At 39.8% G+C, this 24,463-nt stretch carries 30 protein-coding genes, 1 pseudogene and 1 riboswitch; of the genes and pseudogenes, 19 read left to right on the top strand and 12 right to left on the bottom strand.

Translation table 11 applies throughout. From position 1 onward, the window contains the following. Positions 1-75 precede the first annotated feature (75 nt). The 4 genes from MKX72_RS19105 to MKX72_RS19090 all read left to right on the top strand — a co-directional run bounded on the left by MKX72_RS19105 (position 76) and on the right by MKX72_RS19090 (position 4,152). The gene (locus MKX72_RS19105) at positions 76-432 is read left to right on the top strand and encodes a YxeA family protein (RefSeq protein WP_034263848.1); all 357 of its coding nucleotides are present in this window, start codon (positions 76-78) and stop codon (positions 430-432) included. Then, positions 429-1,196: an ABC transporter ATP-binding protein gene (locus MKX72_RS19100; RefSeq protein WP_155007716.1), complete on the top strand. Its 768-nt coding sequence runs from the start codon at positions 429-431 to the stop codon at positions 1,194-1,196. Before MKX72_RS19105 ends, MKX72_RS19100 begins: the two co-directional genes overlap by 4 nt. Then, entirely contained in the window at positions 1,183-3,093 is a 1,911-nt protein-coding gene (locus tag MKX72_RS19095; protein WP_034263844.1) for an ABC transporter permease, read from the top strand. The genes MKX72_RS19100 and MKX72_RS19095 overlap by 14 nt, the downstream gene beginning before the upstream one ends. 126 nt (positions 3,094-3,219) lie before the next feature. Further along, positions 3,220-4,152 (top strand): patatin-like phospholipase family protein, encoded by a 933-nt coding sequence (locus MKX72_RS19090; protein WP_028414980.1) that lies wholly within the window; start codon positions 3,220-3,222, stop codon positions 4,150-4,152. 11 nt (positions 4,153-4,163) lie between these two features. Here the strand turns inward: MKX72_RS19090 and MKX72_RS19085 are convergent, their stop codons facing one another. Continuing rightward, the gene (locus tag MKX72_RS19085; protein WP_034263841.1) at positions 4,164-4,529 is read right to left on the bottom strand and encodes a DUF3221 domain-containing protein; all 366 of its coding nucleotides are present in this window, start codon (positions 4,527-4,529) and stop codon (positions 4,164-4,166) included. 173 nt (positions 4,530-4,702) lie between these two features. On the opposite strand from MKX72_RS19085, the gene MKX72_RS19080 reads away from it, so the two are divergent. The 3 genes from MKX72_RS19080 to MKX72_RS19070 all read left to right on the top strand — a co-directional run bounded on the left by MKX72_RS19080 (position 4,703) and on the right by MKX72_RS19070 (position 6,337). Beyond that, complete coding sequence (locus MKX72_RS19080) at positions 4,703-5,311, top strand: hypothetical protein (RefSeq protein ID WP_033579949.1); 609 nt, start codon at positions 4,703-4,705, stop codon at positions 5,309-5,311. 136 nt (positions 5,312-5,447) lie between these two features. Beyond that, a complete protein-coding gene (locus MKX72_RS19075; protein ID WP_016765166.1) occupies positions 5,448-5,708 on the top strand; it encodes a hypothetical protein in 261 nt (86 codons plus the stop codon). A 290-nt stretch (positions 5,709-5,998) separates the two neighbouring features. Beyond that, entirely contained in the window at positions 5,999-6,337 is a 339-nt protein-coding gene (locus MKX72_RS19070; RefSeq protein ID WP_033579950.1) for a hypothetical protein, read from the top strand. A 43-nt stretch (positions 6,338-6,380) separates the two neighbouring features. Here MKX72_RS19070 and MKX72_RS19065 read toward each other — a convergent pair whose 3' ends face one another. Further along, positions 6,381-6,854, bottom strand: coding sequence for a YtxH domain-containing protein (locus MKX72_RS19065; protein ID WP_013058548.1), 474 nt, complete (start codon positions 6,852-6,854; stop codon positions 6,381-6,383). A gap of 327 nt (positions 6,855-7,181) precedes the next feature. Here MKX72_RS19065 and MKX72_RS19060 point away from each other — a divergent pair, with 327 nt between their 5' ends. Next, entirely contained in the window at positions 7,182-8,660 is a 1,479-nt protein-coding gene (locus MKX72_RS19060) for a glycoside hydrolase family 32 protein (RefSeq protein WP_049166011.1), read from the top strand. 346 nt (positions 8,661-9,006) lie between these two features. Here the strand turns inward: MKX72_RS19060 and MKX72_RS19055 are convergent, their stop codons facing one another. The 3 genes from MKX72_RS19055 to MKX72_RS19045 all read right to left on the bottom strand — a co-directional run bounded on the left by MKX72_RS19055 (position 9,007) and on the right by MKX72_RS19045 (position 11,466). Beyond that, positions 9,007-9,288, bottom strand: a complete 282-nt coding sequence (locus MKX72_RS19055; RefSeq protein ID WP_028414975.1) for a hypothetical protein — start codon at positions 9,286-9,288, stop codon at positions 9,007-9,009. Positions 9,289-9,487: 199 nt separating this feature from the next. Next, positions 9,488-10,732, bottom strand: coding sequence for an MFS transporter (locus tag MKX72_RS19050; RefSeq protein WP_235918724.1), 1,245 nt, complete (start codon positions 10,730-10,732; stop codon positions 9,488-9,490). Then, a complete protein-coding gene (locus tag MKX72_RS19045; protein ID WP_049166009.1) occupies positions 10,729-11,466 on the bottom strand; it encodes a MerR family transcriptional regulator in 738 nt (245 codons plus the stop codon). The genes MKX72_RS19050 and MKX72_RS19045 overlap by 4 nt, the downstream gene beginning before the upstream one ends. A gap of 83 nt (positions 11,467-11,549) precedes the next feature. Between MKX72_RS19045 and MKX72_RS19040 the strand changes: the two genes are divergently transcribed. From MKX72_RS19040 to MKX72_RS19030, 3 genes are all read left to right on the top strand, one after another. Further along, positions 11,550-12,230, top strand: a complete 681-nt coding sequence (locus MKX72_RS19040) for a CPBP family intramembrane glutamic endopeptidase (RefSeq protein ID WP_155007718.1) — start codon at positions 11,550-11,552, stop codon at positions 12,228-12,230. Positions 12,231-12,678: 448 nt separating this feature from the next. Further along, complete coding sequence (locus MKX72_RS19035; protein ID WP_154989864.1) at positions 12,679-13,425, top strand: SDR family oxidoreductase; 747 nt, start codon at positions 12,679-12,681, stop codon at positions 13,423-13,425. A 144-nt stretch (positions 13,426-13,569) separates the two neighbouring features. Further along, the gene (locus MKX72_RS19030; RefSeq protein ID WP_155007719.1) at positions 13,570-14,532 is read left to right on the top strand and encodes an aldo/keto reductase; all 963 of its coding nucleotides are present in this window, start codon (positions 13,570-13,572) and stop codon (positions 14,530-14,532) included. Between the two features lie 36 nt (positions 14,533-14,568). Here the strand turns inward: MKX72_RS19030 and MKX72_RS19025 are convergent, their stop codons facing one another. Next, positions 14,569-14,955, bottom strand: coding sequence for a MerR family transcriptional regulator (locus MKX72_RS19025; protein WP_033579956.1), 387 nt, complete (start codon positions 14,953-14,955; stop codon positions 14,569-14,571). 186 nt (positions 14,956-15,141) lie between these two features. On the opposite strand from MKX72_RS19025, the gene MKX72_RS19020 reads away from it, so the two are divergent. Continuing rightward, a complete protein-coding gene (locus MKX72_RS19020) occupies positions 15,142-15,312 on the top strand; it encodes a hypothetical protein (RefSeq protein WP_186808505.1) in 171 nt (56 codons plus the stop codon). 62 nt (positions 15,313-15,374) lie between these two features. Further along, positions 15,375-15,533, top strand: coding sequence for a hypothetical protein (locus MKX72_RS19015; RefSeq protein WP_162200723.1), 159 nt, complete (start codon positions 15,375-15,377; stop codon positions 15,531-15,533). Positions 15,534-15,551: 18 nt separating this feature from the next. Here MKX72_RS19015 and MKX72_RS19010 read toward each other — a convergent pair whose 3' ends face one another. Continuing rightward, positions 15,552-15,746: a hypothetical protein gene (locus tag MKX72_RS19010; protein ID WP_186808506.1), complete on the bottom strand. Its 195-nt coding sequence runs from the start codon at positions 15,744-15,746 to the stop codon at positions 15,552-15,554. A gap of 224 nt (positions 15,747-15,970) precedes the next feature. On the opposite strand from MKX72_RS19010, the gene MKX72_RS19005 reads away from it, so the two are divergent. The 4 genes and pseudogenes from MKX72_RS19005 to MKX72_RS18990 all read left to right on the top strand — a co-directional run bounded on the left by MKX72_RS19005 (position 15,971) and on the right by MKX72_RS18990 (position 17,712). Further along, on the top strand, positions 15,971-16,495 hold the full coding sequence (locus MKX72_RS19005) for a hypothetical protein (RefSeq protein WP_155007721.1): 525 nt from the start codon (positions 15,971-15,973) through the stop codon (positions 16,493-16,495). Positions 16,496-16,556: 61 nt separating this feature from the next. Beyond that, positions 16,557-17,051 (top strand): annotated as a pseudogene (locus MKX72_RS19000) (GNAT family N-acetyltransferase); the annotation flags it as partial. Further along, the gene (locus MKX72_RS18995) at positions 17,034-17,561 is read left to right on the top strand and encodes a DinB family protein (RefSeq protein WP_340760974.1); all 528 of its coding nucleotides are present in this window, start codon (positions 17,034-17,036) and stop codon (positions 17,559-17,561) included. The pseudogene MKX72_RS19000 and the gene MKX72_RS18995, both read left to right, overlap by 18 nt. Beyond that, positions 17,545-17,712: a hypothetical protein gene (locus MKX72_RS18990; protein ID WP_186808507.1), complete on the top strand. Its 168-nt coding sequence runs from the start codon at positions 17,545-17,547 to the stop codon at positions 17,710-17,712. The genes MKX72_RS18995 and MKX72_RS18990 overlap by 17 nt, the downstream gene beginning before the upstream one ends. Positions 17,713-17,750: 38 nt before the next feature. Here MKX72_RS18990 and MKX72_RS18985 read toward each other — a convergent pair whose 3' ends face one another. Further along, positions 17,751-18,365, bottom strand: a complete 615-nt coding sequence (locus MKX72_RS18985; RefSeq protein WP_155007722.1) for a pyridoxamine 5'-phosphate oxidase family protein — start codon at positions 18,363-18,365, stop codon at positions 17,751-17,753. A 124-nt stretch (positions 18,366-18,489) separates the two neighbouring features. Then, positions 18,490-18,744: a hypothetical protein gene (locus MKX72_RS18980; protein ID WP_258524412.1), complete on the bottom strand. Its 255-nt coding sequence runs from the start codon at positions 18,742-18,744 to the stop codon at positions 18,490-18,492. A gap of 277 nt (positions 18,745-19,021) precedes the next feature. Between MKX72_RS18980 and MKX72_RS18975 the strand changes: the two genes are divergently transcribed. Then, complete coding sequence (locus MKX72_RS18975) at positions 19,022-20,032, top strand: aldo/keto reductase (protein ID WP_033579960.1); 1,011 nt, start codon at positions 19,022-19,024, stop codon at positions 20,030-20,032. Between the two features lie 230 nt (positions 20,033-20,262). Next, a riboswitch (purine riboswitch) is annotated at positions 20,263-20,366 on the top strand. Between the two features lie 156 nt (positions 20,367-20,522). After that, the gene (locus MKX72_RS18970; protein ID WP_033579961.1) at positions 20,523-21,401 is read left to right on the top strand and encodes a 5'-methylthioadenosine/S-adenosylhomocysteine nucleosidase; all 879 of its coding nucleotides are present in this window, start codon (positions 20,523-20,525) and stop codon (positions 21,399-21,401) included. 66 nt (positions 21,402-21,467) lie between these two features. Here the strand turns inward: MKX72_RS18970 and MKX72_RS18965 are convergent, their stop codons facing one another. From MKX72_RS18965 to MKX72_RS18955, 3 genes are all read right to left on the bottom strand, one after another. Then, positions 21,468-22,172 carry an LrgB family protein gene (locus tag MKX72_RS18965; protein ID WP_154989873.1) on the bottom strand — a complete coding sequence of 235 codons (705 nt, stop codon included), beginning with the start codon at positions 22,170-22,172 and terminating at the stop codon, positions 21,468-21,470. Continuing rightward, positions 22,147-22,530 carry a CidA/LrgA family protein gene (locus MKX72_RS18960; RefSeq protein WP_033579963.1) on the bottom strand — a complete coding sequence of 128 codons (384 nt, stop codon included), beginning with the start codon at positions 22,528-22,530 and terminating at the stop codon, positions 22,147-22,149. Before MKX72_RS18960 ends, MKX72_RS18965 begins: the two co-directional genes overlap by 26 nt. A gap of 430 nt (positions 22,531-22,960) precedes the next feature. Continuing rightward, positions 22,961-24,457 (bottom strand): carboxypeptidase M32, encoded by a 1,497-nt coding sequence (locus MKX72_RS18955; protein WP_155007723.1) that lies wholly within the window; start codon positions 24,455-24,457, stop codon positions 22,961-22,963. Positions 24,458-24,463 lie beyond the last annotated feature (6 nt).

Below are 24,463 nucleotides of genomic sequence, written 5' to 3'. Positions count from 1 at the left end.
AGATTGTCATCTGCTTCAAACGAATCTTTCCTTGTTACGAAGTAAGATAGAGCTATACACAAGGAGGGAACGTACATGAAGCGAAAGTGGATTAGCCTTTTAGCCCTGATTTTTATTGTGGGAGCATGTATAGGAGGAATAAAGATTTATCAAAACGCCGCAACGGAGCATCAATACGGGATCATCCCAAAAGAAGCAAAAAAAGTGGACGACTATGGACGAGTTCAATATACCATTTCAGTAATAAACGAAAAAGGACAAACAACGTTTCAAACGTTTACGACGATTAAACAGTTAAAAGAAGGAACGGTTATTGACCTTTTTGTTCGAGGTAACGAAGTTCGGAAATATGACATTATAACAAAAAATGAGCTGCCGCAGCGGGTGAAAAGCGTGTGGCCTACAAAAGAACGAAAGGAGGAAGGGAAATGAGTATTGTCCTTGAAGGGAAAAATGTAACCAAAACGTTTGGAGCAAGAGGAAACGTATACGAAGCGCTAAAAGGAATTGATTTTACAATCGAAGAAGGAGAGTTTGTCGGTATTATGGGACCATCTGGAGCGGGAAAAACGACGCTGATGAACATTCTTTCAACGATTGACCGTCCCACCGACGGCGAGATATGGATTCAAGGAGAAAACGTGGCGCTCATGAAAGATAAGAAGCTGTCTGCTTTTAGACGCAATCATTTAGGATTTATTTTTCAAGATTATAACTTATTGGATACGTTAACTGTAAAAGAAAATATTCTTCTGCCGCTTACGGTTACAAAAATGTCTAAGAAAGAAATGGAAGCGAAGCTGAAAGACACCGCAACGCGACTGGGCATCTATGAGCTAGCGGATAAGTATCCGTATGAGATTTCTGGTGGACAAAAACAGCGCGTTGCAGCAGCGAGAGCAATGATTACGAATCCAGCCGTTATTTTCGCCGATGAACCTACCGGAGCTCTTGATTCTAAGGCCGCTTCAAGCCTGCTTGAAAAGATGTCCCAGTTAAATCAAGAAGACCGTGCCACCATTATTATGGTGACGCATGATCCGCTGGCTTCAAGCTACTGCAGCCGCGTGCTGTTTATTAAAGACGGACAAATTTACACGGAGCTGTTTAAAGGTGAACAAACGAGACAAGAATTTTTCAAACGAATTATGAACATTCAAGGCGCATTAGGCGGTGAAGGCTATGACCGTATTTGATCTTGTTAAAAAGAATATGCGCAAAAACATTAGTCGGTACAGCCTTTATTTCTTTTCAATGATTTTTAGTATTGTTGTGTACTATGTGTTTGCTACGCTTCAGTACGACCAATCGATTTCAAAAGTGATTGGAGAAGAGATGAGGCTGCAGGGCATTTTTAATGCTTCAAATTACGTTCTGCTTACTTTTATTGTTGTCTTTATTTGGTACACAAACTCATTTTTTATCAGACAGCGTAAGAGAGAGCTCGGACTGTATCATTTAGTCGGTATTGAAAAACGTACGATTGGGAAAATGATTTTCTACGAGAATATGCTGCTGGGGATTTTTTCTTTGGTGGTCGGTATTTTACTAGGTACCGTGTTTTCAAGGCTGTTTGTGCTGTTTTTACTAAAGCTTATGGGACTGTCGCTTTCTATTACGCTCACATTTTCTCTTCAAGCGGTTTTAAAAACAGCCGTAGTGTTTTTGATTGTTACCATTTTTATCTCGTTTCAAGGCTATTTTATTATGTACCGCTATACGCTATTAGATCTGTTTCAAGCAGAAAGCAAAAGTGAACGCGTAAATAAAATGAATTCGAAACGCTCAATTGCAGTGGGAGGACTGGGTATCTTACTCGTTGGCTATGGGTACTACCTTTCATCGGGAAACATTGTGACGCCTAATTTTTTTCTAATTGTAGCCGTTGTACTGTTCTCGGTCATTTTCGGTACATTTTTACTTTTTAAAGCCACAATTGAGTGGCTGATGGGACTTTACCGAGAGCATGCAAGCCGATATTATTCGTTTGCAAATATGCTAAGCGTTTCTACGATGATGTATCGCATTAAAGCAAATGCACGAGTGTTAACCCTAATTACGATTTTGTCGGCTACTACACTTGTAGCAGTTGGTGTGACGTATTCCTCGTACTATAACACAAAAGCCGATGCCAGAAGCATGCAGCCTTATGACTATACGCTGCACAGTAAAAACGCAGCGCAAGGCTTTATGGATGTACTGCGTGAGTTAGATATCCAATCAAATCAGTATGTCTATCACATCGTGAAGCATTCCGCTGATTTATCGGATTTTCGATTTATTACATCGGGCTACTATAAAGATAGGGAACAAATCAGCTTTTTAGATGAAGAAGAAGTGCGGAAAAATGGCGTTTCGGTTCCTGCGCTAAGCGCAAACGAAACCGTTATTTTTGATTCAATGGCAAAAGGAAAAGTGTTTAAGCCTAGTACAGGTAAAACCGCAGCTGTGCAGCTGAAGGAATCAGAACAGCTTGCTTTAAAAGTCGTTAAATCCGAGCCTTTGCTCATTCTTGATTCTGACAGTGCCGGCTATCAGTTTGTAGTCAATCACGACACGTTTATCAAACTTTCAAAGGCTGGAAAAAAGCAAGCGGTGTACGTATTTAATACCGATGATGGAAACAAACAAAATGAACTTACTAAGAACTATCATCAAATCGCAAAAGAAGCTGGAGAAAGCCGTACTTCATACTATGATGTGTTTCAGGCAGGCTTAATGAGTAAAGGATTGTTTATTTTTATTGGAGGATTTTTAGGGCTCGTCTTTTTGATGGCAACGGGCAGTATTATTTATTTTAAGCAAATCTCCGAAGCCGAACAAGAGCGCAAAAGATTTGAAGTACTGCGCAAGCTTGGGTTTTCAGTGTCTCAAATGATGAGCGCCGTTCGAAAGCAGCAGCTGTTTACGTTTGGTTTGCCTTTAGTAATTGGCATCTTGCACAGTCTATTTGCGCTGAAGGTCATTACGAATCTAACCGGTGAAAGTCTGATCGTTCCTGTTTTAATAGCGGATGCAGTATACGGCGTTATTTATTTCATTTTCTACTGGCTGACAATGAATTACTATCGAATGGTAATAAAGCGACTGTAAAGAAAAGACTGTTTCGATAAATGAAACAGTCTTTTTTGTTGAAAAAATAAAAGGTATGGAGTAGCGAAAACCTGAATATAAAAAAGGGTATATAAAAACTAGAGAGTTGCAAGGGAGGGGAAAAATGTGAAAGCAGATGCTGTGTTTGAAGGGGGAGGCGTTCGAGGAATTGCATTCACGGGTGCGATTGAAGCAATGGAAGAAAGCAATGTAGAATGGCAGCGTCTAGCAGGTACGTCAGCCGGAGCGTTGATTGCGGCACTTTTGGCGAGCGGCTATAAAAGCGGGGAAATTCGCAAGGAGCTTCAAAACATGGACTATGCCAAGTTTCGCGGAAAAACGATCATTAACCGAATTCCTCTCATTGGCAACTTGATTGAACTGATGGTTCATTTAGGTTTTTATAAAAATGATTATTTGGAAAAATGGGTGTACGGTCTGCTGCGTGAAAAAGGAATCGAAACGTTTGCAGATTTGCCTGCAGATAAGCTGAAAATTATTGCCTCAGATATTTCGAACGGACAGATGCTTGTGCTCCCTGACGATTTGCCCCGATACGGAATGCAGCCAAGCGATATGAAGATTTCACAAGCCGTGATGATGAGTGCGTCCATTCCTTTTTTCTTTCGTCCCGTCATTTGGAAATCCAAAGGGTTCAAGAGGTCATACATTGTCGATGGAGCGCTTTTAAGCAATTTTCCGATTTGGCTGTTTGATACGGAGCATCCGCGTTTCCCGACGTTTGGTTTTCGATTTGTAAAAGAAGAAATTGATACAGCTGCTATTATTCCAACACCTGTCCATTTATTTAAAAGCATGTTTACAACGATGCTGCAAGCTCACGATTTGCGGTATTTGAACGCGGAGACAAAAGAACGAACCGTACAAATTCCAACGGGTGTGATTACGGCAACGGATTTTGCCTTAAAGGAAGAAGAAATCGAGTTTTTATATGAATCTGGTTATATATCAGCCAAGCGCTTTTTAGAAAAGTGGGATTTTGAACAGCATAAAATGAATCGGACTGAACGTCCGCTGACGCGAAGGAAGCTCCTGTAACAGGAGCTTTTCTACGGCTGTTTTAAAATGTTGACTTCCACAGCCTCGCCTTTTGCGGGAACAGAATACTGAACGCTTTTGTCTTTTTTGAGCCATGCTTTAACGAGCTGTCCTTTTTTGTATGTTTGATCATCCGCAACTTTTACATAGATAGGCTGTACATCGCTTGAACCAAGTATTTCTTTTGTTGTATAGTCAAGCGCGGTATCTCGCGGAATGACGTTTGCAATAAGAATTTCATTCTGTTTCACTTGTAAAATGCGCCCTTGAACTAAATAGCCGGCTGGCTTTTTTGACTGCTCGGCGTTATCCGAACAGCCGCTTAAACAAATAAAAAAGAGAAGAAAAAGTGCAGCTGATTGAACGTTAAACTTCATAAAATCTCCTTTCCGTTTTAACATGACTACCATTATAGCGCGTTTGACCATTTCTTTTCCAGTTTTCGGAGGAAGCAAGAGGTAATCATTGACGTTATTTCAGCGCGCGTGATATGTTTTAACTCATAAACGCTATATTACTAGAAGCTATGCTTAGTACGGGAGGTCCTTGTATGGATGTTACCTTTTTAACCAATGTTATTCGACATATATTAGAACGAGATAATTTTGTCATAGACTTTGAAGAATCAGACGAACAGAATATTCATTTTTGGCATCGAGACGAGCCGTTTCGCCTTTTTATTTCAGAGCAAACGGGGGATTATTTAGTATGGACCGTGTTTGAAAATGAAAAAGAACAGTGGAGCGGCAAGACATTTCTTCAAGAAGTGACGAATACATGTAAAGACTGCAGTGAGCCAATCGCACACTGGATTTATAAAGATGGAGGCAAAGCAGGTTATTGCGATCGTTGTCTTCAAACGTTTGGAAATGCGTATTTTACCAATGCTGATGATATCAAGCAAAACCTTCATTTAATTGACGGTTCTATTTGTTTTATTACCGATGAAACCGGAAGCGACTGGTGGATTGCATATGAAGGATTCAAACGAGTAATTGCAAGATTAGAAGAAAATCCTAATCAGAAAGTCGAAATGTACAAGCCTGAATATCCCGTCTTTAAATGGGAAATACATTTTCTAGAGGAAAACAATTCTGCTAGCTTTAAGTTCAAAGATGACTTTGCATCTGGAATTGTACCGAAGGGAAGAATACTCTAACATCCTTGTTATAAGGGTGTTTTTTCTTATAATGGGAAGTTTTTTTGAAAAAAATAATTAATTTAGGTTAAAAAGAAGGAATTAAAGGGTAAAGAGTAGAAGATATATCACTATAGGAAGAATGGGGGAAATAATTATGACAACTACAACAAATTTAACACTGGGGTACAAAATGTACACGATTGATTTTAGCCGTCCAACGCAGTCTAACGAGGCACTGCTTGATTTCTTTAAAGATGTGCAGCACAGACAGGGAAATAATGCAGAAAGCTTTTCTAAAACATTAATGGAAATTGAAGAAATCAAAACAAAATATGTAGATCATGAAATTGTCCTGCTGGCTAAATCGCTTGAACAGCAAATAAGCCGCTCAAATGCAGAAAAACTTGAGGTCTGATAATCACCAGAAATGGTCGATTTATCAGACCTTTTTTATTTTTATCGATGTAGCTCTGTCTCCGTGGCTAAAGAGCAGCCAAGGAGACAGAACTAGACCTAAGCGGAAGTTGTCCTCCCTTGCGGCCTGCCAACTTCCGCTTAGGTGGACCTTTTTGGGGGAATTCAAGGGGTCAGGGAATCTGGTAGCGTAGGTTTTTGGTCGACGATAAAATGCTGTACATTTCTCAGGACGTTTGATTTCATCAAAAGTTGTAGATGAATAGACTATTAAGTCGTTGGAGGCGTTATATGGTTGGAATTTGCAGCTGGAAGTGTGCAGTGAGTGGAATAAGTATTGCGAGTGTCTACAGTAAGCAGCCGTCGTGGCAGCGGGAGTGTTATTTGGTGACACCTGGTAAAGTTTATTATGAGTCGTGCTATCAAGGGTACGGAGAGTTTGCGGGAATGGATATTTTTTGTTTGATGAGAGAACGCGGAGCGGAGCAAGAAGACAGTGAAGGGGTAGCGGCTTTTAAGCCTAAGATTGTGCTGGCGAAGTATTACAGCGGACAGCGTTATGAAGAACTGCCGGAATCAGAGCCGTGTCCGTATGGAGGCTATTTTTTTGAAGGGTGGAAGGAAGGATAGCGAATATACATAAAAGCTGTAGAGATATCTCTACAGCTCGTTATTAACGTCTTGTTTCATCGACAGATTGTTCTAAGTCACTTACTTCTTGCGTAATTGTATTTAATTCTTCTTGCACCGCTTCAGCTTCAAGAACAGGATCTTGAACGATTTCTGTCGTTTCAAGCTCTTCTGCTGCAGCCGTTTCTGCAAGCGGCTGTTCTTTAGCAGTGCGTAGAGATTTCACTTTGTTGACAACTTGCGAAGATTGTTCGGAGACTTTTTGTGAAAGACGAGCCGTGCGCTGTTTGAGATCTTGGCCTTTTGCATATACCGTTTCTTTCACTTGACCTGTTTTAGCAAGTGCTTGATTCGCTCCGTCTTGAATAGAAGCACGCAGCTCTTTTCCTGACTTTGGCGCTACTAGTAAAGCTGTTGTTACACCCACTACGCTGCCTACTAAAGTGCCGACTAATAACTCTTTGCTTCCACCTTTTGTTTCTTTACCCACTGTTTCTTTTACGTTTTCTTTTGTCATGACATTTCCTCCTTTTATAATATGTAATATGAAGGGTTTACCATTTTGTTGAATACTTCCTGCAAAACGCAAATGATTCGCTAAAAAAATCTGCAAGTGCCGTCGGACGCTCGTACAGGCTGGTGAAATTTGATTGTATATAGTATTCAACCACCTGACAGAAAAACCTTCTTTTCTGCTATAAAAACAGAAAAAAACTTATCTATAAAATCCGACACAAGAAAACGACAACATTCGTTCTTTGGTAGCATTTTCACTTGAAATTTTATATCATAGAGGGCAAGGGGAATACGTTCTCTTTTTTTAAATGCTGGAGGGATTGAAGAAATGGCTGAATCGAAGTACAGAACGATTTTAGAAGCAAAATCTGGAGAGTTAGAAGCATTAAAAGACAAAGCAATCAAAGACAGCTGGCAGCCGATTTATCATATTCATCCACAGTACGGGCTGATGAATGATCCAAACGGATTGATTCAATTAAACGGTGAATATCACGTGTTTTATCAGTGGTATCCGTACGGTGCGATGCATGGAATGAAGCACTGGGCTCATGTGAAATCTACGGATTTAGTAACGTGGGAACGCCTTCCGGTTGCCCTAACGCCAACGGAAGAATATGAATCGCACGGCGCATACTCAGGCGGCGCTATCAAAAAAGATGGTCAAGGGCTGCTGTTTTATACGGGGAATGTAAAATACGAAGACGGCTCACGTTCTGCTAATCAGTGTATCGCGATGCTAAACAGGGATGGAAGTGTAGAAAAATACACGCATAATCCAGCTGTACGAGGCGTTCCTGATGGGTATACAGGACATGTGCGCGATCCGAAAGTATGGAAAGAAAATGATACATATTATATGCTGCTAGGCGCTCAGCGTGAAAACGAAACGGGCGCATTAATTGTGTATGAATCAAGCGATGCGCTTCAGTGGTCATTTAAAGGCGAAGTTAAAACATCGCTTCCTGACTTTGGCTATATGTGGGAGTGCCCGGATTACTTTAAACTGGACGGAAAAGACGTGTTTGTCTTTTCACCGCAAGGAATCAAAGCGGAGGGCCACGATTTTCATAATATTTATAATGTGATTTACGCGGTGGGAACCTTTGATGTGGAAAGTTTAACGTTTGAAATGGAGTATTACCGTGAAATTGATAAAGGGTTTGACTTTTATGCACCGCAAACGTTCCAAGATGAAAGCGGGCGTCGCTTGCTGTTTGCATGGATTGGAAACCCGGACGTTGACTATCCGTCAGACGAATATGGATGGGCCCATGCCTTAACGCTTCCTCGTGAGCTTTCGCTTGAAGGAAATGAACTTGTTCAAAAGCCTGTAGAAGAGTTAAATAAGCTTCGAGATCAAGCGGTTCATTTTAGAGGCACGCTAAAAAATGAAGAAGTGATTATTGATGAAGCAACAAACAATGCCTATGAAATCAATATGACGTTCCGCGAGATAGGGGCCAAACAGTTTGGTTTAGAGCTGTTTAATAGTAAAGAAGAAGAGCTTCGCCTTGTGTTTGATACAGAAAAGCAAGAAGTGAGACTTGACCGCTCTTCATTCCACCATCAATATGCAACGGAATACGGTGTCGTTCGCTCTGAAAAATGGACAGCGTCAAATGAAGTCGATGTTCGCGTATTTGTCGACAAAAGCATTGTCGAAATTTATATAAACGGCGGTAAAATTGTCTTCACTTCCCGCGTATTCCCGAAAAAAGATTCTAAATCAGCTGTAAATGTATTTGCAGAGGGATCTGTGGACTACCGTATTGATTATTACGGTATGTCGCGCGGCATTTCGTAAATGAGAAAAGAAGCTGTGACAAAAGTACTTTAGCGCAAGTGAAAAACGAACCACTAATTAACATGTTTGATTAGTGGTTCGTTTTTTTTACGATGGTGAATATAGTTTTATCTGTTTCGTTCCTTCTAGCAGTTGATTGGAGGGCAAGGCGAAGACTCCTGCGGGACAAGCAGAAGAGGTGAGACCCCACAGGAGCCAAGCGACGAGGAGGCTCAGCAGCCGCCCGCGGAAAGCGAAGCCTTGCACGGAAATCAACTGCGGTGTAACAAGCGGTTCAGCTCATGTATCTCATTTATTCGTCTTTAGGTTAGCTTCATTTCGTTATGTTTTAACCTTTTTTTGAGCTCTATAAAAATAAAATACAAATACAAGAAGCAACTAAATGAGGAACAGCTGCAATAATAAAACGTTTCATCCATTCTGTATCCTCTCGCTGCCGGACCGGGGTAAAGTAAGGTCCTCTTGTTTCAAATCGAAATGTATCCAGTAAGGTTACGAGTGCAATTGCCGTAAGTAATATGCCAAGAGGGCCTGAAATATAGTAAATATACTGCCAGTTGCCTGCTGTAATAGAAATGATAATCACAATAATTAAAGATATAATGCCAGATATTAATCCCGTTTTCAAACTAAAAATCTCCTTACATCCAGTTTTTGCTTATCTATTTTACCATAACCGAATGAAGGTTTGTATATACGGCTCCGGACTGATATTTACTTTTGGGCTGTTCTTCTATGTAAGTATCTTCTCGTATAAAAAGAGTTTCCTAGCAAAAGCAGTGTCCCTAAAATCCAGCCAGCTGCAGGGGAATAAGGAAAGATATTTTTTATGCGTCAATCTGAACGTTTCTTTCCGGTTTATCACGCAGCGGCATCACCATACTCACAAATCCAACGACTACTACGATGATTGCCGCCGTTAAAAAAGTCGTCTGAGCACCTGCAAGCTTTACGACCATGCCTCCAAGAACAGGAGCAGTAAGTAAAACGGCGCTCGTTAAGGTGTTAATGAATCCGTACACTTTCCCTAGATGCTCTTTGTCACTGTACTTTTGAACGATATAGTTAAACAGCAGCAAATTAAGTCCAACTCCGGCGCCACCGATAGGTGCAGCAATCAAAATAAAATAGCGCGACATAACGGCTGGGTTAAAGCAGCTAATAAAAAATAAAGAACCTCCAAATAGAAGCAGTCCAAGTGATAAAAGTCTAAATGGATGGTGAACCTGTTTTTTTCGATTAAGATACACTCCTGTTGCTAGCGCTCCCAGCCCGATTCCAGAAAGCAGCCAGCCGAGCATTTCCGGGTTATGAGGGAGCACATCTCGAAGAAAGATGCTAATTTGAGCATCAACAAGCATGATGACAAAGTATGAAACGTGAAACAAAACAACGACACGTAAAAGAATCGGGTGCTGAAAAACGAGTTTCCAGCCGTTTGAGTACGTTTCTTTCGGTTGATGGGAAGAACGAGCAGCTTGCCCTTGAATATTTTTACCTGCTTTTTTAAGTGAAAACAGCACGCCGATAGAAATCATACAAGCTGCGGCGTTAACTAAAATACATGCTTTAGGTGTTGTAAACGTCAGCGCGGCGGCTCCGAGAAACGGTCCCACAACTTTGGCAATTTGAAACATAATGTTTTGTAAAGTAGAGGCCTGCAGCAGCTGGTCTTCTTTGGCCACTTCTCGAACGTAAGCGAGCTGTGCGGGCACTTTCATAACAGAACTCATAGAGCGCAGCGTCAGCACCCCTAGTGCCAAAAGCGGTTCATTTGTGAAAAATAACAGACATGTAAACAGAAGACGGACTAGTTCAGACAGAAACATCAGCTGTACTTTATTGCAGCGGTCTGCTAAATTTCCAGCTGCTTGACTTAGCAGGATGCTAGGCAAAGCGTACGCGACAGGAATAAGCGTAATCCAGAGGGAATTTGCGTGCCACACGTATGTAAAAAGCGTCATCACCGCAAACATATCAAATAAATCTCCGAAGCTTGCCGCAGTACTTGAAATAAATAATTTTTTATAAGAAGAATTAGCAAACAGCTTTTCTTTTTTCAATACTTTCATTCCTTTATGTGTTGTTCGTAAAAAATAATCGCATCTTCAATAAATTGAAGGACTTCGCTGTCAATAGGATAGAGATTAAGTGAACTGGATGCCTCAGGAGATTTGCGAATATCCCAAAAGGCTTTCTCTAAATCGGTATGAGGGCCAAATAGCTCACTTGATAAAAGTAGTATATCCGCCGCAATCAGCTGGCCATCTTCAGACTGTGGTGAACGCTGATGCTTTAAACACAGCTGAATTCGTTTAATGATGCTGATCCATTTATCAGCGCTCTCATTCTCCAGTTTAGGCATATCACGCTGCAGAATCTCACTTTCTTCTATTGAAAGCAGATCAGTCCAGCTGCTTTGTGTAGTAGGCTGATTGTGAACTAAAGGAAGGAGCTGCTTCCAGTTTAGTTCACCTTCTATTTTTATACTGTTGCGAAGAGTGTGGGTGTGTTCTAAAGCTCGCTGAATTTCTGAAGCTTTCTGCTGAAGTTTTTGCTGATGAATCGCTAAAAGTTCATCAATACTTACTTGATGAAGAATAAGTTCAATATCTCGCAAAGGAACGGCTAAGTTTTTTAACAGGGTAATTTTCTCTAGTGTGACTAAGTCCGTTTCTGAGTAGGAGCGTTTTCCATTTTCGGCTTTTGACGATGGATGAAGCAATCCGATTTGATCGTAGTAACGAAGCGTACGCACCGTGAGTCCTAATTTTTTAGCGGCTTGCCCCGTAGAAAAATAAATCATGTTTAATCCCTCCAAAAAAATGCTTGCAGGTAACGTTACGTCACCTTTTACACTGAATATAGGTAAAAGGGAGGCGAAGTAAATTGAAAAAACAAAATCAAGGATTATGGACAATAAAATCATTTGTAATTATGCTAGTCGTCACGTTTGTTGGTGTGCCTATCTTAATTGAAGGCATATTGCAGGATGCTTTACATTCCCTGTTAAAAAATGATCTTTATGCTGGAACAGCTACTGGGTTTGTTATGGCAGCTGTGTTTTTATCAGCTCTGTATGGGCTGATGGTGCAGGCTGGTGATAGAAAAATTGGTTTTCAATCGTTTTCAAAACGTCACTGGCCGCTCATTCTTTTTTGGCTTTTTGTGCTGATCTTAGGAAGTGTGGCAATTGTTGTACTCATGGAATGGTTTGGTATGACGTATGAAAATAAAAAAACAGCCAGTTTACAGCATGACCTGTCGCTGTTTTCATTTATACTTGCTTTTGTTTCAGCCGCTGTGATCTCACCTTTTTATGAAGAGATTATTTACCGAGGTTTTTTTTATACATGGCTGAAACGTAAAGGAGGGATTGTATTTGGATTGGCAGGAAGTTCGTTTATCTTTATGCTGGTGCATATTCCAACGTACAATACCTTGCCCGTTAACTTTTTTTCAGGTCTCGTATTCGCTTGGGTGTACGAAAAAACAAAGTCGTTGCTCCCTAGTATGATCATTCACGCTTGTTTTAATGGAATTGCCGTGATTTTAACGGCGGCAGCTTAATGTAGTTTCGATAATGTGTAAGCTATGGATTTATCTTACCATATTATGTCTAATGAAGAAGCGGATTGTAAAAAAATAAGCGAAACAGATAAAGTGTACTTGAAGGTACCTATAACAAGAAAAACATAAAAATAAATGCTCAAAACCGCTTCTGTGACAAGGCAGAAAAGGGACACGTACATATTGGCCTAGCGTAATGCTGCGTATGTCATTGGGGGCGTTTTTCGTATAATAGCTGCTTTATGTTTGAAAATATGAAGCATGTAATCCCTTGGTTGACAAGGCTTTGAAGGAATGAAGAACAACACTAAAAAAAATTTTAATAAAACTGTTGCGTTAAAGAGAACTTTAACCGGTAAGCTTGTTGTATAAGTTTTTACAAAAACAAAAATGATAAGTGATGTTGGTTTATAAAAAGCTTATCAAACGAAAGGATTGGTTATCAGTTATGTCTAATACACAAGGTAAAGTAGTCATTATTACAGGTGCTTCTAGCGGAATCGGCGAAGCAACAGCAAAAGAGCTTTCAGCAAAAGGAGCAAAGCTTGTTTTAGCAGCTCGCCGTGAAGATCGTTTAAAAGCATTACAAGAAGATATTAAAGCAAACGGCGGAGAAGCGATCTACAAAGTAGTAGACGTAACGTCTCACGAACAAATGCAAGAGCTAGCACAAGATGCGCTTTCAGCATTTGGACGTATTGATGTGCTTGTGAACAACGCTGGTCTTATGCCATTATCTCTTCTACGCAACCAAAAAGTAGATGAGTGGAATACAATGATTGATGTGAACATTAAAGGTGTTCTTTACGGAATCTCAGCAGTTCTTCCAGCGATGAGAGAGCAAAAAGATGGACATGTGATTAACTTGTCTTCTGTAGCTGGACATGCTGTAGGTGCTGGAAGTGCCGTGTACAGTGCAACCAAATTTGCGGTTAAAGCGATCACAGAAGGTCTTCGTCTAGAAGAATCAGCTGGCGGAAGCAACATTCGTGCAACAAATATTTCTCCAGGAGCGATCGCAACTGAATTAAAAGAAACGATCACGGATACAGATTTAAAATCAGGTATCGATGAATTTTATAAAGGTGCAATTGAAGTGGAAAGCATCGCACGCGCGATTGCGTTTGCGATCGAAGAGCCAGCTGGTGTGGCGGTAAACGAAATGATCATTCGTCCTGTACACCAAGAATGGTAATATAAATGAACTAAAAACGGTTAGAAGCACTGCTGCTTCTAACCGTTTTTTATAGATGTATGCATGCTGCGGCTTGTCTTAAAGTGCACATTAAGGTGTATGATAATAGTGACTATAAACAGAAATAAAAAGGAGAGGGTATCGATGCAATATCGAAAGCTTGGAACAACAGGTCTGGAAGTATCAAATTTATGTCTAGGTACCATGGCGTTTGGACGATGGATTGACGAAAAAGCGTCGGCAGCTATTTTACATAGCGCCATTGAAAACGGAATTAACTTCATTGACACAGCCAACTATTACGGAAAAGGGCAGGATGAAGAGTTTAGATATGGCACAGGGGAATCTGAAGAAATTATTGGACGCACGTTAAAAGGAAAACGAGATGATGTTGTGCTTGCAACAAAAGTCGGCATTGCCGTAGGAAAAGGCAAAAATGATAAAGGTCTTTCACGTACACATATTATGAGAGAAGTTGATAATCAGCTGCGACGACTGCAGACGGACTACATCGATCTTTATCAAGTTCATCTTTTTGATCACCATACACCTATTGAAGAAACGCTTCGCACGCTAGATGATTTAGTTCGTCAAGGCAAAGTTCGTTATATTGGCTGCTCCAATTATGCCGCGTGGCAAATCGCAAAGTCTCATCATATTAGTGACAACATGAATCTTGAAAAATTTATTTCCGTTCAGCCTCAGTACAATCTTCTCTCTCGTGAAATTGAACAAGAGCTGCTGCCGTTTAGTCAATCCGAAGGTGTAGGCGTTATGGTATACAGTCCGTTAGCGCGTGGCATGCTTTCAGGCAAATATAAAACACCAAATGACGTGCCGCCAGAAAGCCGTGCTGCACATGGTGAAAAGCTACTGCGAAACTACTTTACTGCCCGAAACTTTCAGCTGGTGGAGCAGTATCGCAAGCTAGCAGAACAACATGAAGTAAGCTTGTCTCAGTTTGCTCTTTCATGGGTGCTAAATCAGCCCGCTGTGACATCAAGCATTATCGGAGCTAGTAAATTGCACCACGTAACAGATGCAGTTGAAATCAGCGATTGGACATGGTCAGAAGAACTGCTAAACACCGTAAATTCACTGTATTAATAAAAAGTCCGCAGGTGCACCTGCGGACTTTTGTGTTTATATTTTAATTTCTTTTTGCTCTAACCTTGCTTCTAGTGAGTCGTACAAAGCCAACTTGTAGTTAATTTGCTCGAGGTATTTAAAGGTTTTGGCCATTTCTTCTTCTACCGCTTCTTTGTGCTGAAGCATCATGTTTTTTCGTTCTTTAATCGTGCTTTCCCCTTGTTTATAGAGCTCTACATAGCGCTTGATTTCTGCAAGCGGCATGCCAGTTGAGCGCAGAGCTAAGATAAAACGGATCCACTCAATATTCGTATCGTTATAGAGGCGCTTTCCATTTTCATCACGTTCTACAAAAGGAAGGATTCCTTCTTTTTCATAATAGCGCAAAGTCGGTGCGGAAAGCCCGGTTTTTTCATTCATTTCTTTCATGCTATAAGACAAGATTGTTCACTCCCACTTATGAATCGTAAAGCTTACTTTAAGGTATATGATAATCGATAGTTGAACGTTTTATCAAATTCTTTTTCGGTTATTTTTAAAAAAATGGAACTTTTATACAGTTTGTCCGTAATAACAAGTAGACAATAAGAAACTTACTGTAAAAGGTTAAGTAAAGGGGATAGAGCAATGAAAAAAATAAAATGGATTAGTTTTATACTGCTGCTGATTTCAAGCGGAGTGTTTTTTATCAATCATCAGTACGCCATTTTACTAGCGGCTTGGACCGCTTACGTAATGGCTTTATCAGTCCTGGTTTATTTCTTTTCATACGGCATGAGTGATTCAAATCAAGAATAAAAACCGTATGCGCGTTTCTTATTGTCTTCAAAATAAAAGCAAAAAATGAAAGGGTGGAAGAAATGGGAGAACTTTTTTGGATGATTTTTTTCGGAGCGTGTATTTGGGTGCCACTAATTTGGAATAAAATTGCGATTGGCAAGCGCATTGCTTACGAAGAAAAGAAAGCAGGACGTGATTTAACAGGAGAAATCAATCCGTTTACTGGAGGAAGAATGTAAATAGAGATTAAGACATCTCTAAATTACTCCCATTGAAAGACGAACAAATAGGATAAATACGCTCATATGAATTGTTTGTGACACCGCTGTTAATTTCCGTGCAAGGCTTCGCTTTCTGCGGGCGGCCGGTGAGCCTCCTCGTCGCTTACGCTTCTGCGGGGTCTCACCTGTTCCGCTTTTCCCGCAGGAGTCTTCGCCTTGCCCTCCAATCAACAGCTAGAAGCAGCTACCTACATAAAACTTACATTCAGCCTATCCATAAAAAATCCGAAAGAATTTAATTCTCTACCAAGAATCTCAATGCATCGTTCAAATTTCCCTACCACTAATAAAATACGTTTGTTTCAGCTCTTCATTAGTAAAAAAACAATAGTTTAATTTTGTTATTAATTGTATAATTAACCATATTTACTTTAAATAGAAAGGTTGATGAAAAAGTGTCAACATTCTTTTTGGTCGGCATGATACTTGTGCTGGCGATGATTATTTTTTCGCGTACGCTGTGGGTTCCCAGCGGAGTGGTAGAACGTCTCAGCAAGAAAAAGTGGTTTCAAAACCATTGGCTGAGCGGAGGCTATTTGTTTGGCATTAATGCTTTATATTTTGGCACTACGATATTTTTACTCTATCTTCTTATGTTTACAGATATCCCTTATTTACATCTTGTTCTTATGTTTTTAGCGACGATTGTAAGTATTTTCACGTGGAGCGCTTTTAGTACAGCGTGGACAGGGTCATTTAAAAACCGTCTTAAAATGGCTTTAACAGGAAGCAGCTTTTATTTAATATTGGCATTGATTATGGTGAACCAGTGGCTAAGCGTTAAGCCTCTGTATCCCAATGAAGATACGTTTATGCGAGCTTTAGGATGGATGCTTGGCTTTTTCGTCTCAGCCGTCGCTTTTAGTATATGCTTCATCTTCACTGCGTTTCTAGGAAAACGTTCACCGCGTGTGTCATGATATCATCCGCTTTTTAACGTTTTTTTCTAGTTAACTACTATTTACGAAAGCAGGGGTAAACGTGATTCGAGAAATTTTAGTTTCCGATGCAGCCGCTTTTTTAACGTTAAATAAAAAGCTTGATAAAGAAACCGCCTATATGCTGTACGAGGAAAATGAGCGTGCGACTACGCTTGAACAGCAGAAAAAAATGATTATCACTTTTTTAAAAATGCCGAACTCGACCATTTTAGTGGCGGAACAAGACGGACAGCTTGTTGGTCACCTATCTGTGATTGGCGGAAGCGTTAAGCGAAAAACACACAGCGCATACTTAGCTGTTGGGGTGCTTCAATCTTACGGAAACCGGGGCATCGGCACTTCGTTGTTTAAAGAAATGGAGAAATGGGCAGCGCAGAGCGGCATTAAACGAGTAGAGCTAACGGTGATGGCCCACAATGAACCGGCCATTTCGCTGTATAAAAAGATGGGTTTTGAAATAGAAGGGAAAAAAGTATGTTCACTCGTTGTAGATGAAAAATTAGTCGATGAATATTATATGGGGAAGGTTTTTGAAAAAAACGTGCTTAAAGGAGAAATGAACATGGAAACGACGATTGTTCAGTTAAATGAATGGGTGGTAAAGCTTCCTAAAAAGCTTGAGGTACTCTCTGAAGCAGCGGCGTCAAACCGTCCTGTTCCTAAGAAATGGTCACCAAAAGAAATTGTGGGGCACTTATGTGACTCAGCCATTCACAATTTACAGCGCTTTATCAACGTTCAACATGAAAAAACACCTTTGGCCCTGTTACCTTACAAACAAGATGAATGGGTAGAGCTGCAGCACTATCAAGATACGTCCATGGAAGAAGTAGTTGCCCTATGGAGCAGCTTAAATAAGCAAATTGCTTCCGTTCTTTTGCATATACCAATAGAAAAGCATATGTATCAATTCGAACTAGGAGATGGAAAGTTCGTTTCGCTCCAGTGGTTGGCTAAAGATTATATCGCTCATTTGGAGCATCATATCAAGCAAATCGACGCTCAAATGCCGCTAGGAGGCAAAGAGGATGAAAAAAGAACATAAAAAAGAAGAATCTCAGGTGAAAGTCGATTTGAGAGCAGGCCGCGCCTATGGTGATCATGAATACACAGGGTCTTCGAAAAAGGGCGTGCTTCTTGCTTTGTTACCCGTTCTGATCATTGCCGGAGGTATACTTTCTTTGATGGTAAAATGATAAAAGCCGCATTATAGCGGCTTTTTTTCATAGAGGTGCTAAGTTTTGCTTCCTTCGGGATCGTTGCGGCTTTCTAGGGTGGAAAAGCCTGCGTGTTCTGCGACTATTTTAGCTGCGGAAGGAAGTGTTTCGACTCTTTCCCAAGATTCTGGGTTCCACAGTTTTGATCGTTTGACCGCTTTGCTGCAGTGTAGAAAGCATTCTTGTACTTCGACGCCGATAGCGAGCAGCGGAGCTTTATTGTGAACTGCCATTGTTTCAAGCATCGCTTTTTCTTTGACAATGCAAGCTTTGCCGTTAATACGCAGCGTTTCTTCTACGCCTGGAATCAAAAAAAGCAGTCCTATTTGAGGATTAGATAAAATATTTTCCAATGAATCTACTTTTTGATTGCCGCGCCTCTCTGGAATCAACAGCCTTTTCTCATCGACGACTTGTACAAAACCAGGGTGATTACCCCGCGGAGAACTGTCGCAAATTCCTTTATGATCAGCTGTAGCAATGATAACAAAAGGGGAATGTTTAATAAATTCCCGGCAGTGTCGATCTAAATAAGGAATTATTTTTTGATGTGCCAATTTGTTAGGCGCGCCGACTATACGTCGAAGCTCTTCCTTCGTTTTTACTCGTTCTTTAAAGTGACTGTTTTTCATTCCTTTTTTCACTCCTACAGTTTACGTATACTGAAAATACCATTTTTACATATGAAATTCTATGTTTTTATATTAAAAAAACAGAAAAATCAGTATATTGAAAAGAAGGAGAAGCATGGTAACGCTAATTTCGGTCTTTTTTTAAGTTTTTGATTGCGTTATCAAATATGTCATTAACCGTTTTCATATGTTCACTGACAAGATGGTCGGAGTCTTTTTCTCTCTGGCGCATGTCTTTTAACAAATCATCCATATCATCTAGCAAACTTTGAAAATACTCATCTTTTTGTTCTTCTTTCATTGTGGAATCGTCCATTTCATCGAGCTTATCGAGCTTATCTTCAATTTTTTTGAAGTATTCATCTCTCAAAATTCTCACCTCATTTATAAAGTAGCTTTCTGCTTATTGTATGCAAAATGTTTGTTTGCATGAGTAAGAAGTAGAAAGGGTATAAAGAAAAAAGAGTCTAAAAAGCTCATTTGCATCTTAGTAGGTTACTTTTTAGTTCCCATATTACTTTAAAGTGCGTACTTTTTTTTCGTGTTTCCATGCTTCATAATAAATTTTGTCAGGGAATAATAAGACATTTAATAAATTGATTATACGAATCAAATTCTAAAATAGAGGTATAAAAATTTCAGGAGGTTTTATTCATATGAGAGAGATACTGCAAGGAAAACTAGGTTTTGGAACAGCACCACTAGGCAATATGTATCGCAATATTCCAGAAGAAGAGGCCATCGCAACGGTTGATGCTGCTTGGGAAAGCGGCATCCGATACTTTGACGCAGCCCCTCTTTACGGAGCTGGCTTAGCAGAAATGCGCCTTGGTGAAGCACTATCAAAAAGAAACCGCGATGAGTATGTGCTAAGTACAAAGGTAGGTCGCGTCATTTCAGATGAATTGGAAGACACATCTTCACGTGATATGGGAGAAAAAGGCGGGCTTTTTGAATTCGGCCGTAAAAATAAAATTATTAATGACTATAGCGCTGATGCAACTCTTCGTTCAATTGAGCAAAGCTTAAACCGTTTAAAAACAGATCGCTTAGACTTTGTGTATATTCATGATGTTGCGCAAGATTTTTATGGAGATGAGTGGGTAGGACAATTTGAATCTGCTCGAACGGGCGCATTTCGTGTGCTTACACGTTTGCGCGAAGAAGGAGTTATAAAAGGATGGGGACTTGGAGTAAACCGAGTGGAACCAATCGAAATTATGCTGGAGCTAGAAGAAGCAAAGCCTGATGTATCGCTGCTCGCTGGCCGATACACGCTGTTAGATCATGAACGTGCGCTGCAGCGAGTGATGCCCGAAGCTGTAAAGCATAATATGGACATCGTTGTCGGCGGACCATACAGCTCAGGCGTTCTTGCTGGAGGTACACACTTTGAATATCAAAAAGCGTCTTCAGACATTATGGAAAAAGTAGAAAAAATCAAAGCCATTGCAGATCGTCATCAGATCAGCATTAAGGCTGCTGCTGTACAGTTCTCACTGGCTAATCCAGCGGTTGCTGCCGTTATTCCTGGGGCCAGTCGTCCAGAGCGTATTGCAGAAGACAAAGCGGCATTAAACACGGTAATTCCGGCAGCCTTTTGGGAAGAAATGCGTGAACAGCAGCTTGTAGCGTCTCATGCACCGCTGCCAATAAACGTTAAATGAAGGTAGAACGGTAAATAGTAAGTAGAAAAAGAGTCTGGGACAAAAGTATTTTAGACGAAGTGAAAAACGAACCATTGATCAAAATCTTTGATTAGTGGTTCGTTTTTTTTGTTTTGAAATAGGGATTTGTCATATATTTAGTAAGAATTGGTTAAATACGAACAATTTAAATAAATAATATTAAAATATTCGTTTTTTATATTGAATAACCATTTTGTATTTGATACATTTAGAAAGTGAAAAATATTGCTCGTATATGCTTGGAAATATGGTCTAAGTGTCTCTACCTGGTTCCCATTCAAAGAACTGGACTACGAGTTAAAGTATAAAAATGTTCGGTTTACCCAGACAGAAGCTGTATTCCGTACTTAATTTCTTATACTTTGACTCTAAAAAACGTAGACCATGAAACATGCTCTAGGTTTTTTTCTTTTGTCCAATCATCGAGTGTATGAAACAGCAAAACGAAATGGAGTGAAAGTAACGATCTATGAAAAACAAGATGTTAAAAACAGGTGCTTTATTTACTATTGGTATGGTTTTACTGCTATCTATACTTGCCGGGTGTAATTCAGCTTCAAAAAAAGAAGCCGGAGATAAACAGAAGCAGCAGCCTATTATTGTGCAAGGACCGATGCCGATAGAAGCGCAGAAATTCGCTAAAAAATTAGAAAATGTAAAAGAAGAAAAGTCAGGGAATTTTGTTTTTTACAAAGGAACTGTCGATAATTATCCAGTCATCGTGGTTAAAACAGGAAAAGGAATGGAAAACACGGCAGCTGCTACAGCGATAGCTATAGAAAAATACCATCCTAAAGCAATTATCAACCAAGGAACATCGGGCGGGCATGATGAAAACCTGAACGTGTTTGATATTGTATTAGGAAAGCGAACAACGAATATAGGCTCTTTAAAAACAGAAGATAAAAAAGAAGGCGAAGGAATGGATCCTACTGCGTGGAAGCCGATGGATTTAATGGCTTCTGAAGGAAGCGCTGGAGAAGATCCTGATGCTGAAAAAGCTCGTTATTATGAAGGAGATAAGAAGTTACTTGCGGCTGCAAATGCAGTAAAAGATACATATAAAAAAGGTAAAGTGGTTGAAGGAACGATAGGATCAGCAGACACGTGGAATAACGAAGTGGATCGAATTAAGTGGTTCCATACTAAGTACGGGACGTCTGTAGAAGAAATGGAAGGCGCAGCGGCAGCACAAATTGCAGGAAGCTACGACGTTCCATTCTTGGGTATCAGAGTGTTATCTAACAACAAAGTAAACGGTGGAAAATATAATCCAAATACAGCAGCCGCTTGCCAAGACTATGTTTATGAAGTAATTAAACACTATATCAGCACAAACGCTAAGTAAATCTTTATTTAAAAAAGCATCACAACTTTTGTTTCATTAACAAAGGTTGTGATGCTTTTTTCATCTCTAATCAGTAAGAGAATATTCAGTAAAAAAAGGAAAAAACGTATAAGCGAGGATGATGCTAATAATTGCAGCTACTACCATAGCTAGACTTGCAAACGTTCCTTCTTGTTCTCCTATTTCGAATGCCTTAGAGGCTCCTGCTCCATGGGCGCCCATACCAAGAAGTAGTCCTTTTGATGTTATGGTTTGAATGGAAAGAATTCGAATTAGTAAAGGGCCTAGAATGGTTCCTGCTAAACCGGTAATGATAACAAAAATAGCCGTCATTGTAGGGATTCCTCCAACGGTTCTCGACATATCCATCGCAATAGGCGTGGTAATGGAACGCGGTACTAAACTATTAATAAGAGACGTGCTGAGCTTCATCCATTTAGCAAAGAGAAACGAAGATCCGATTGCGGCTACAGAACCAATTGCTATGCTCACAATAATTTCAACTCCATGTTTTTTTAAAAGCTGAAAATGCTTGTGCATAGGAACGGCAAAAGCAACGGTGGCTGGACCAAGTAAATTTGTCAGCACCTTAGCTCCTCCGTTATAAGTTTGATAGGGGATATGGAAAATTGCTAAAAGAGAAATAAGAATAACAGAACAAGTTAAAATAGGAGAAAGCCATACAACATTCCAGCGCCCGTACACTTTTTTGCACAGTTCAAATATAAAAAACGTTCCTGCAATACTAACGATCTGTAGAAGTAGATTCATGTTTTACATCCTTTCTAAGCTTGGATAAAAATTTAGACGAGAGTCCGGTAGAGGCCATCACAACTGCGGTGCTTAGTATAATGACTAAAATAATTTTTGCTCCTTGAAAACCAATAAATTGCTTGTACTGCATAATACCTACAGAGGAAGGAATGAAAAAAAGAAGTAATTGTGCTAAAAGTAAAGCGGCACCAAGTTCTACCCACTCTACCTTCACTATCTTGACCTGCAGCAGCAAAAATAAAAGAAGCAGTCCTAAAACACTGCCAGGCAAATGTAGATAGGTACTTAAAAAATTCCCTATCATGAGAAAAACGTAAAGAAAACATATTTGAAAAAATTTTATGATCAACCTCATATGTGATAGCCATCCTTTTAAAAATTAGTTTGTTTACTTTTTCACAATCTTTTTTACAAAAAGAGCCGTCACGCAGCAGGACGGCATCTAAATGTGGTATTCATTTCTGTATACCAATGAAATAAAATCTCTAGCACCTAGTGCTAAAGCTTTTTAATTTTTGTCACGTTTATCAACTCAATTGTTGCTGTATATGCTGTTCATTTGTGAATCCTTTGTGTTGTGTGAAAATTGTCATCCATTTTGATTGATAATACCGCGTGGAATTATGATTGCTACACTATATACTGTAACTTGATTTTTTTCTTTCGTAAAATACATATAAACGATAAATTATATGCATTATGTCTATAGGAATTTACTGTTATAACATCAAAATGTTATGGAATAGTTGGATTGATTAATGTGAATGGAGTTTATGATGGTAAATTTAAAGTTTATACAACTCTTCATACTTTTTCGTCAAATAATTAATTAACGGCTGAGCATCAATTCTATCTATAGAAAGACCAGTTAATATCTCTTTTGGCGTCTTTAGTTTTCCATACTGGTGAATATGCTGTTTTTGCCAGTCTGCTATAAGCGATAGATTTTGACTCGAAATGATTTTATCAAAGTCAGGATGGTCATTGATTAGGGCTTCTTGTAGCTGAGCTGCATAAATAAATCCTAGATTGTAGGAAGGGAAGTAGCCAAACGCTCCTCCGTACCAGTGGCCATCCTGCAATACTCCGTCAATGTCCGTTTCTGGTTTGATTCCTAAGTACGCTTCATATTTTGTATTCCATGCGGAAGGAAGATCCGAGACGCGAAGCTTGTCAGCGAATAAATCTCTTTCTAGCTCGTAGCGAATGATAATATGCAGCAGATACGTAAGGTCATCTGCTTGCAAACGAATAAGAGAAGGTGTGACTTCATTTAAGGCAAAGTAAAGAGTTTCAAATGAAATATTACCGTAGATCGCAGGTTCTAACTCTTTGAATAAGTGAGCGTGATTTCTCCAAAACCCTTCATGTTTTCCGATGATGCGTTCCCAAAAAAGAGATTGAGATTCATGCAGTCCCATAGACGTGTATGCGCCTAACCCTGTGTCAAGCAACTCAGAGCTAATTTGCTGATTATAAATAGAATGTCCGCCTTCATGTAAAAACATAAAAGCTGCCAGTTTTACATTGTGTTCGTCGTATCTTACTGCAAGCCTTGCGTCGTGAGGGTGAATGCCTGCACTAAACGGGTGGGTAGTGGTGCCTATTTGTCCCGACTTAAAGTTATAGCCAATCGCAGTTAGCAGGTGTTTTCCGAGCTTTTGCTGATTTTCGACCGAAAACGATTCGTGGAGAAACGATGTATCATGTGTAACCGAGGAGCGTTTGATTTTTGTCAGCAAAGGAAGAATAGCATCTTTAATTTGTTGAAAAAGCGAATCGATGGTTTCACTAGAAATTTCAGGCTCATATTCTTCTAAAAGCTGTTCGTAAGGAGCGAGGTGAGGATTACGGTACTCCGCAAATCTTTTATGCATATGAATCAGCTGCAGCAGGTTGTCTTCAACGAGCTTAAAGTTATTTTGCTCTCTAGCCTGTGACCAAAGAGCATGAGTAGAAGCTTTTAAAACAGAAAATTGATGATAGTCTTCCAGTGGTACAGCGGAAAGTTTTTGATAGATATTCCAATAGTGCTGTACTTGTTTTTGCTGTAGTTGACTTAGATTTTGTTCTTGAAGATGCTGCAATTCTTTTGCAAAGGCTGGATCTGTTTGCAGCAAATAAAGCTCTTTGGAAAGCGTGCCTTGAATGGTTGCATGCTGCTTTTGACTGTTAAGAGGAGCGGATGTTTTTGCGTCCCATGATAGAAGAGATAAAGCTTGTTTGTAGTGTTCAATCGTTGCAATATGTTCTTTAGTATGAAGACGGATGGCAGAGTTCATAATATC

The organism is Priestia sp. FSL R5-0597, from assembly GCF_038006305.1.
GTDB classification, from domain to species: Bacteria; Bacillota; Bacilli; order Bacillales; family Bacillaceae_H; genus Priestia; species Priestia zanthoxyli.
The sequence above is the reverse complement of the archived record's forward strand: the minus strand, read 5'-3'. Positions and strand labels throughout refer to the sequence as shown.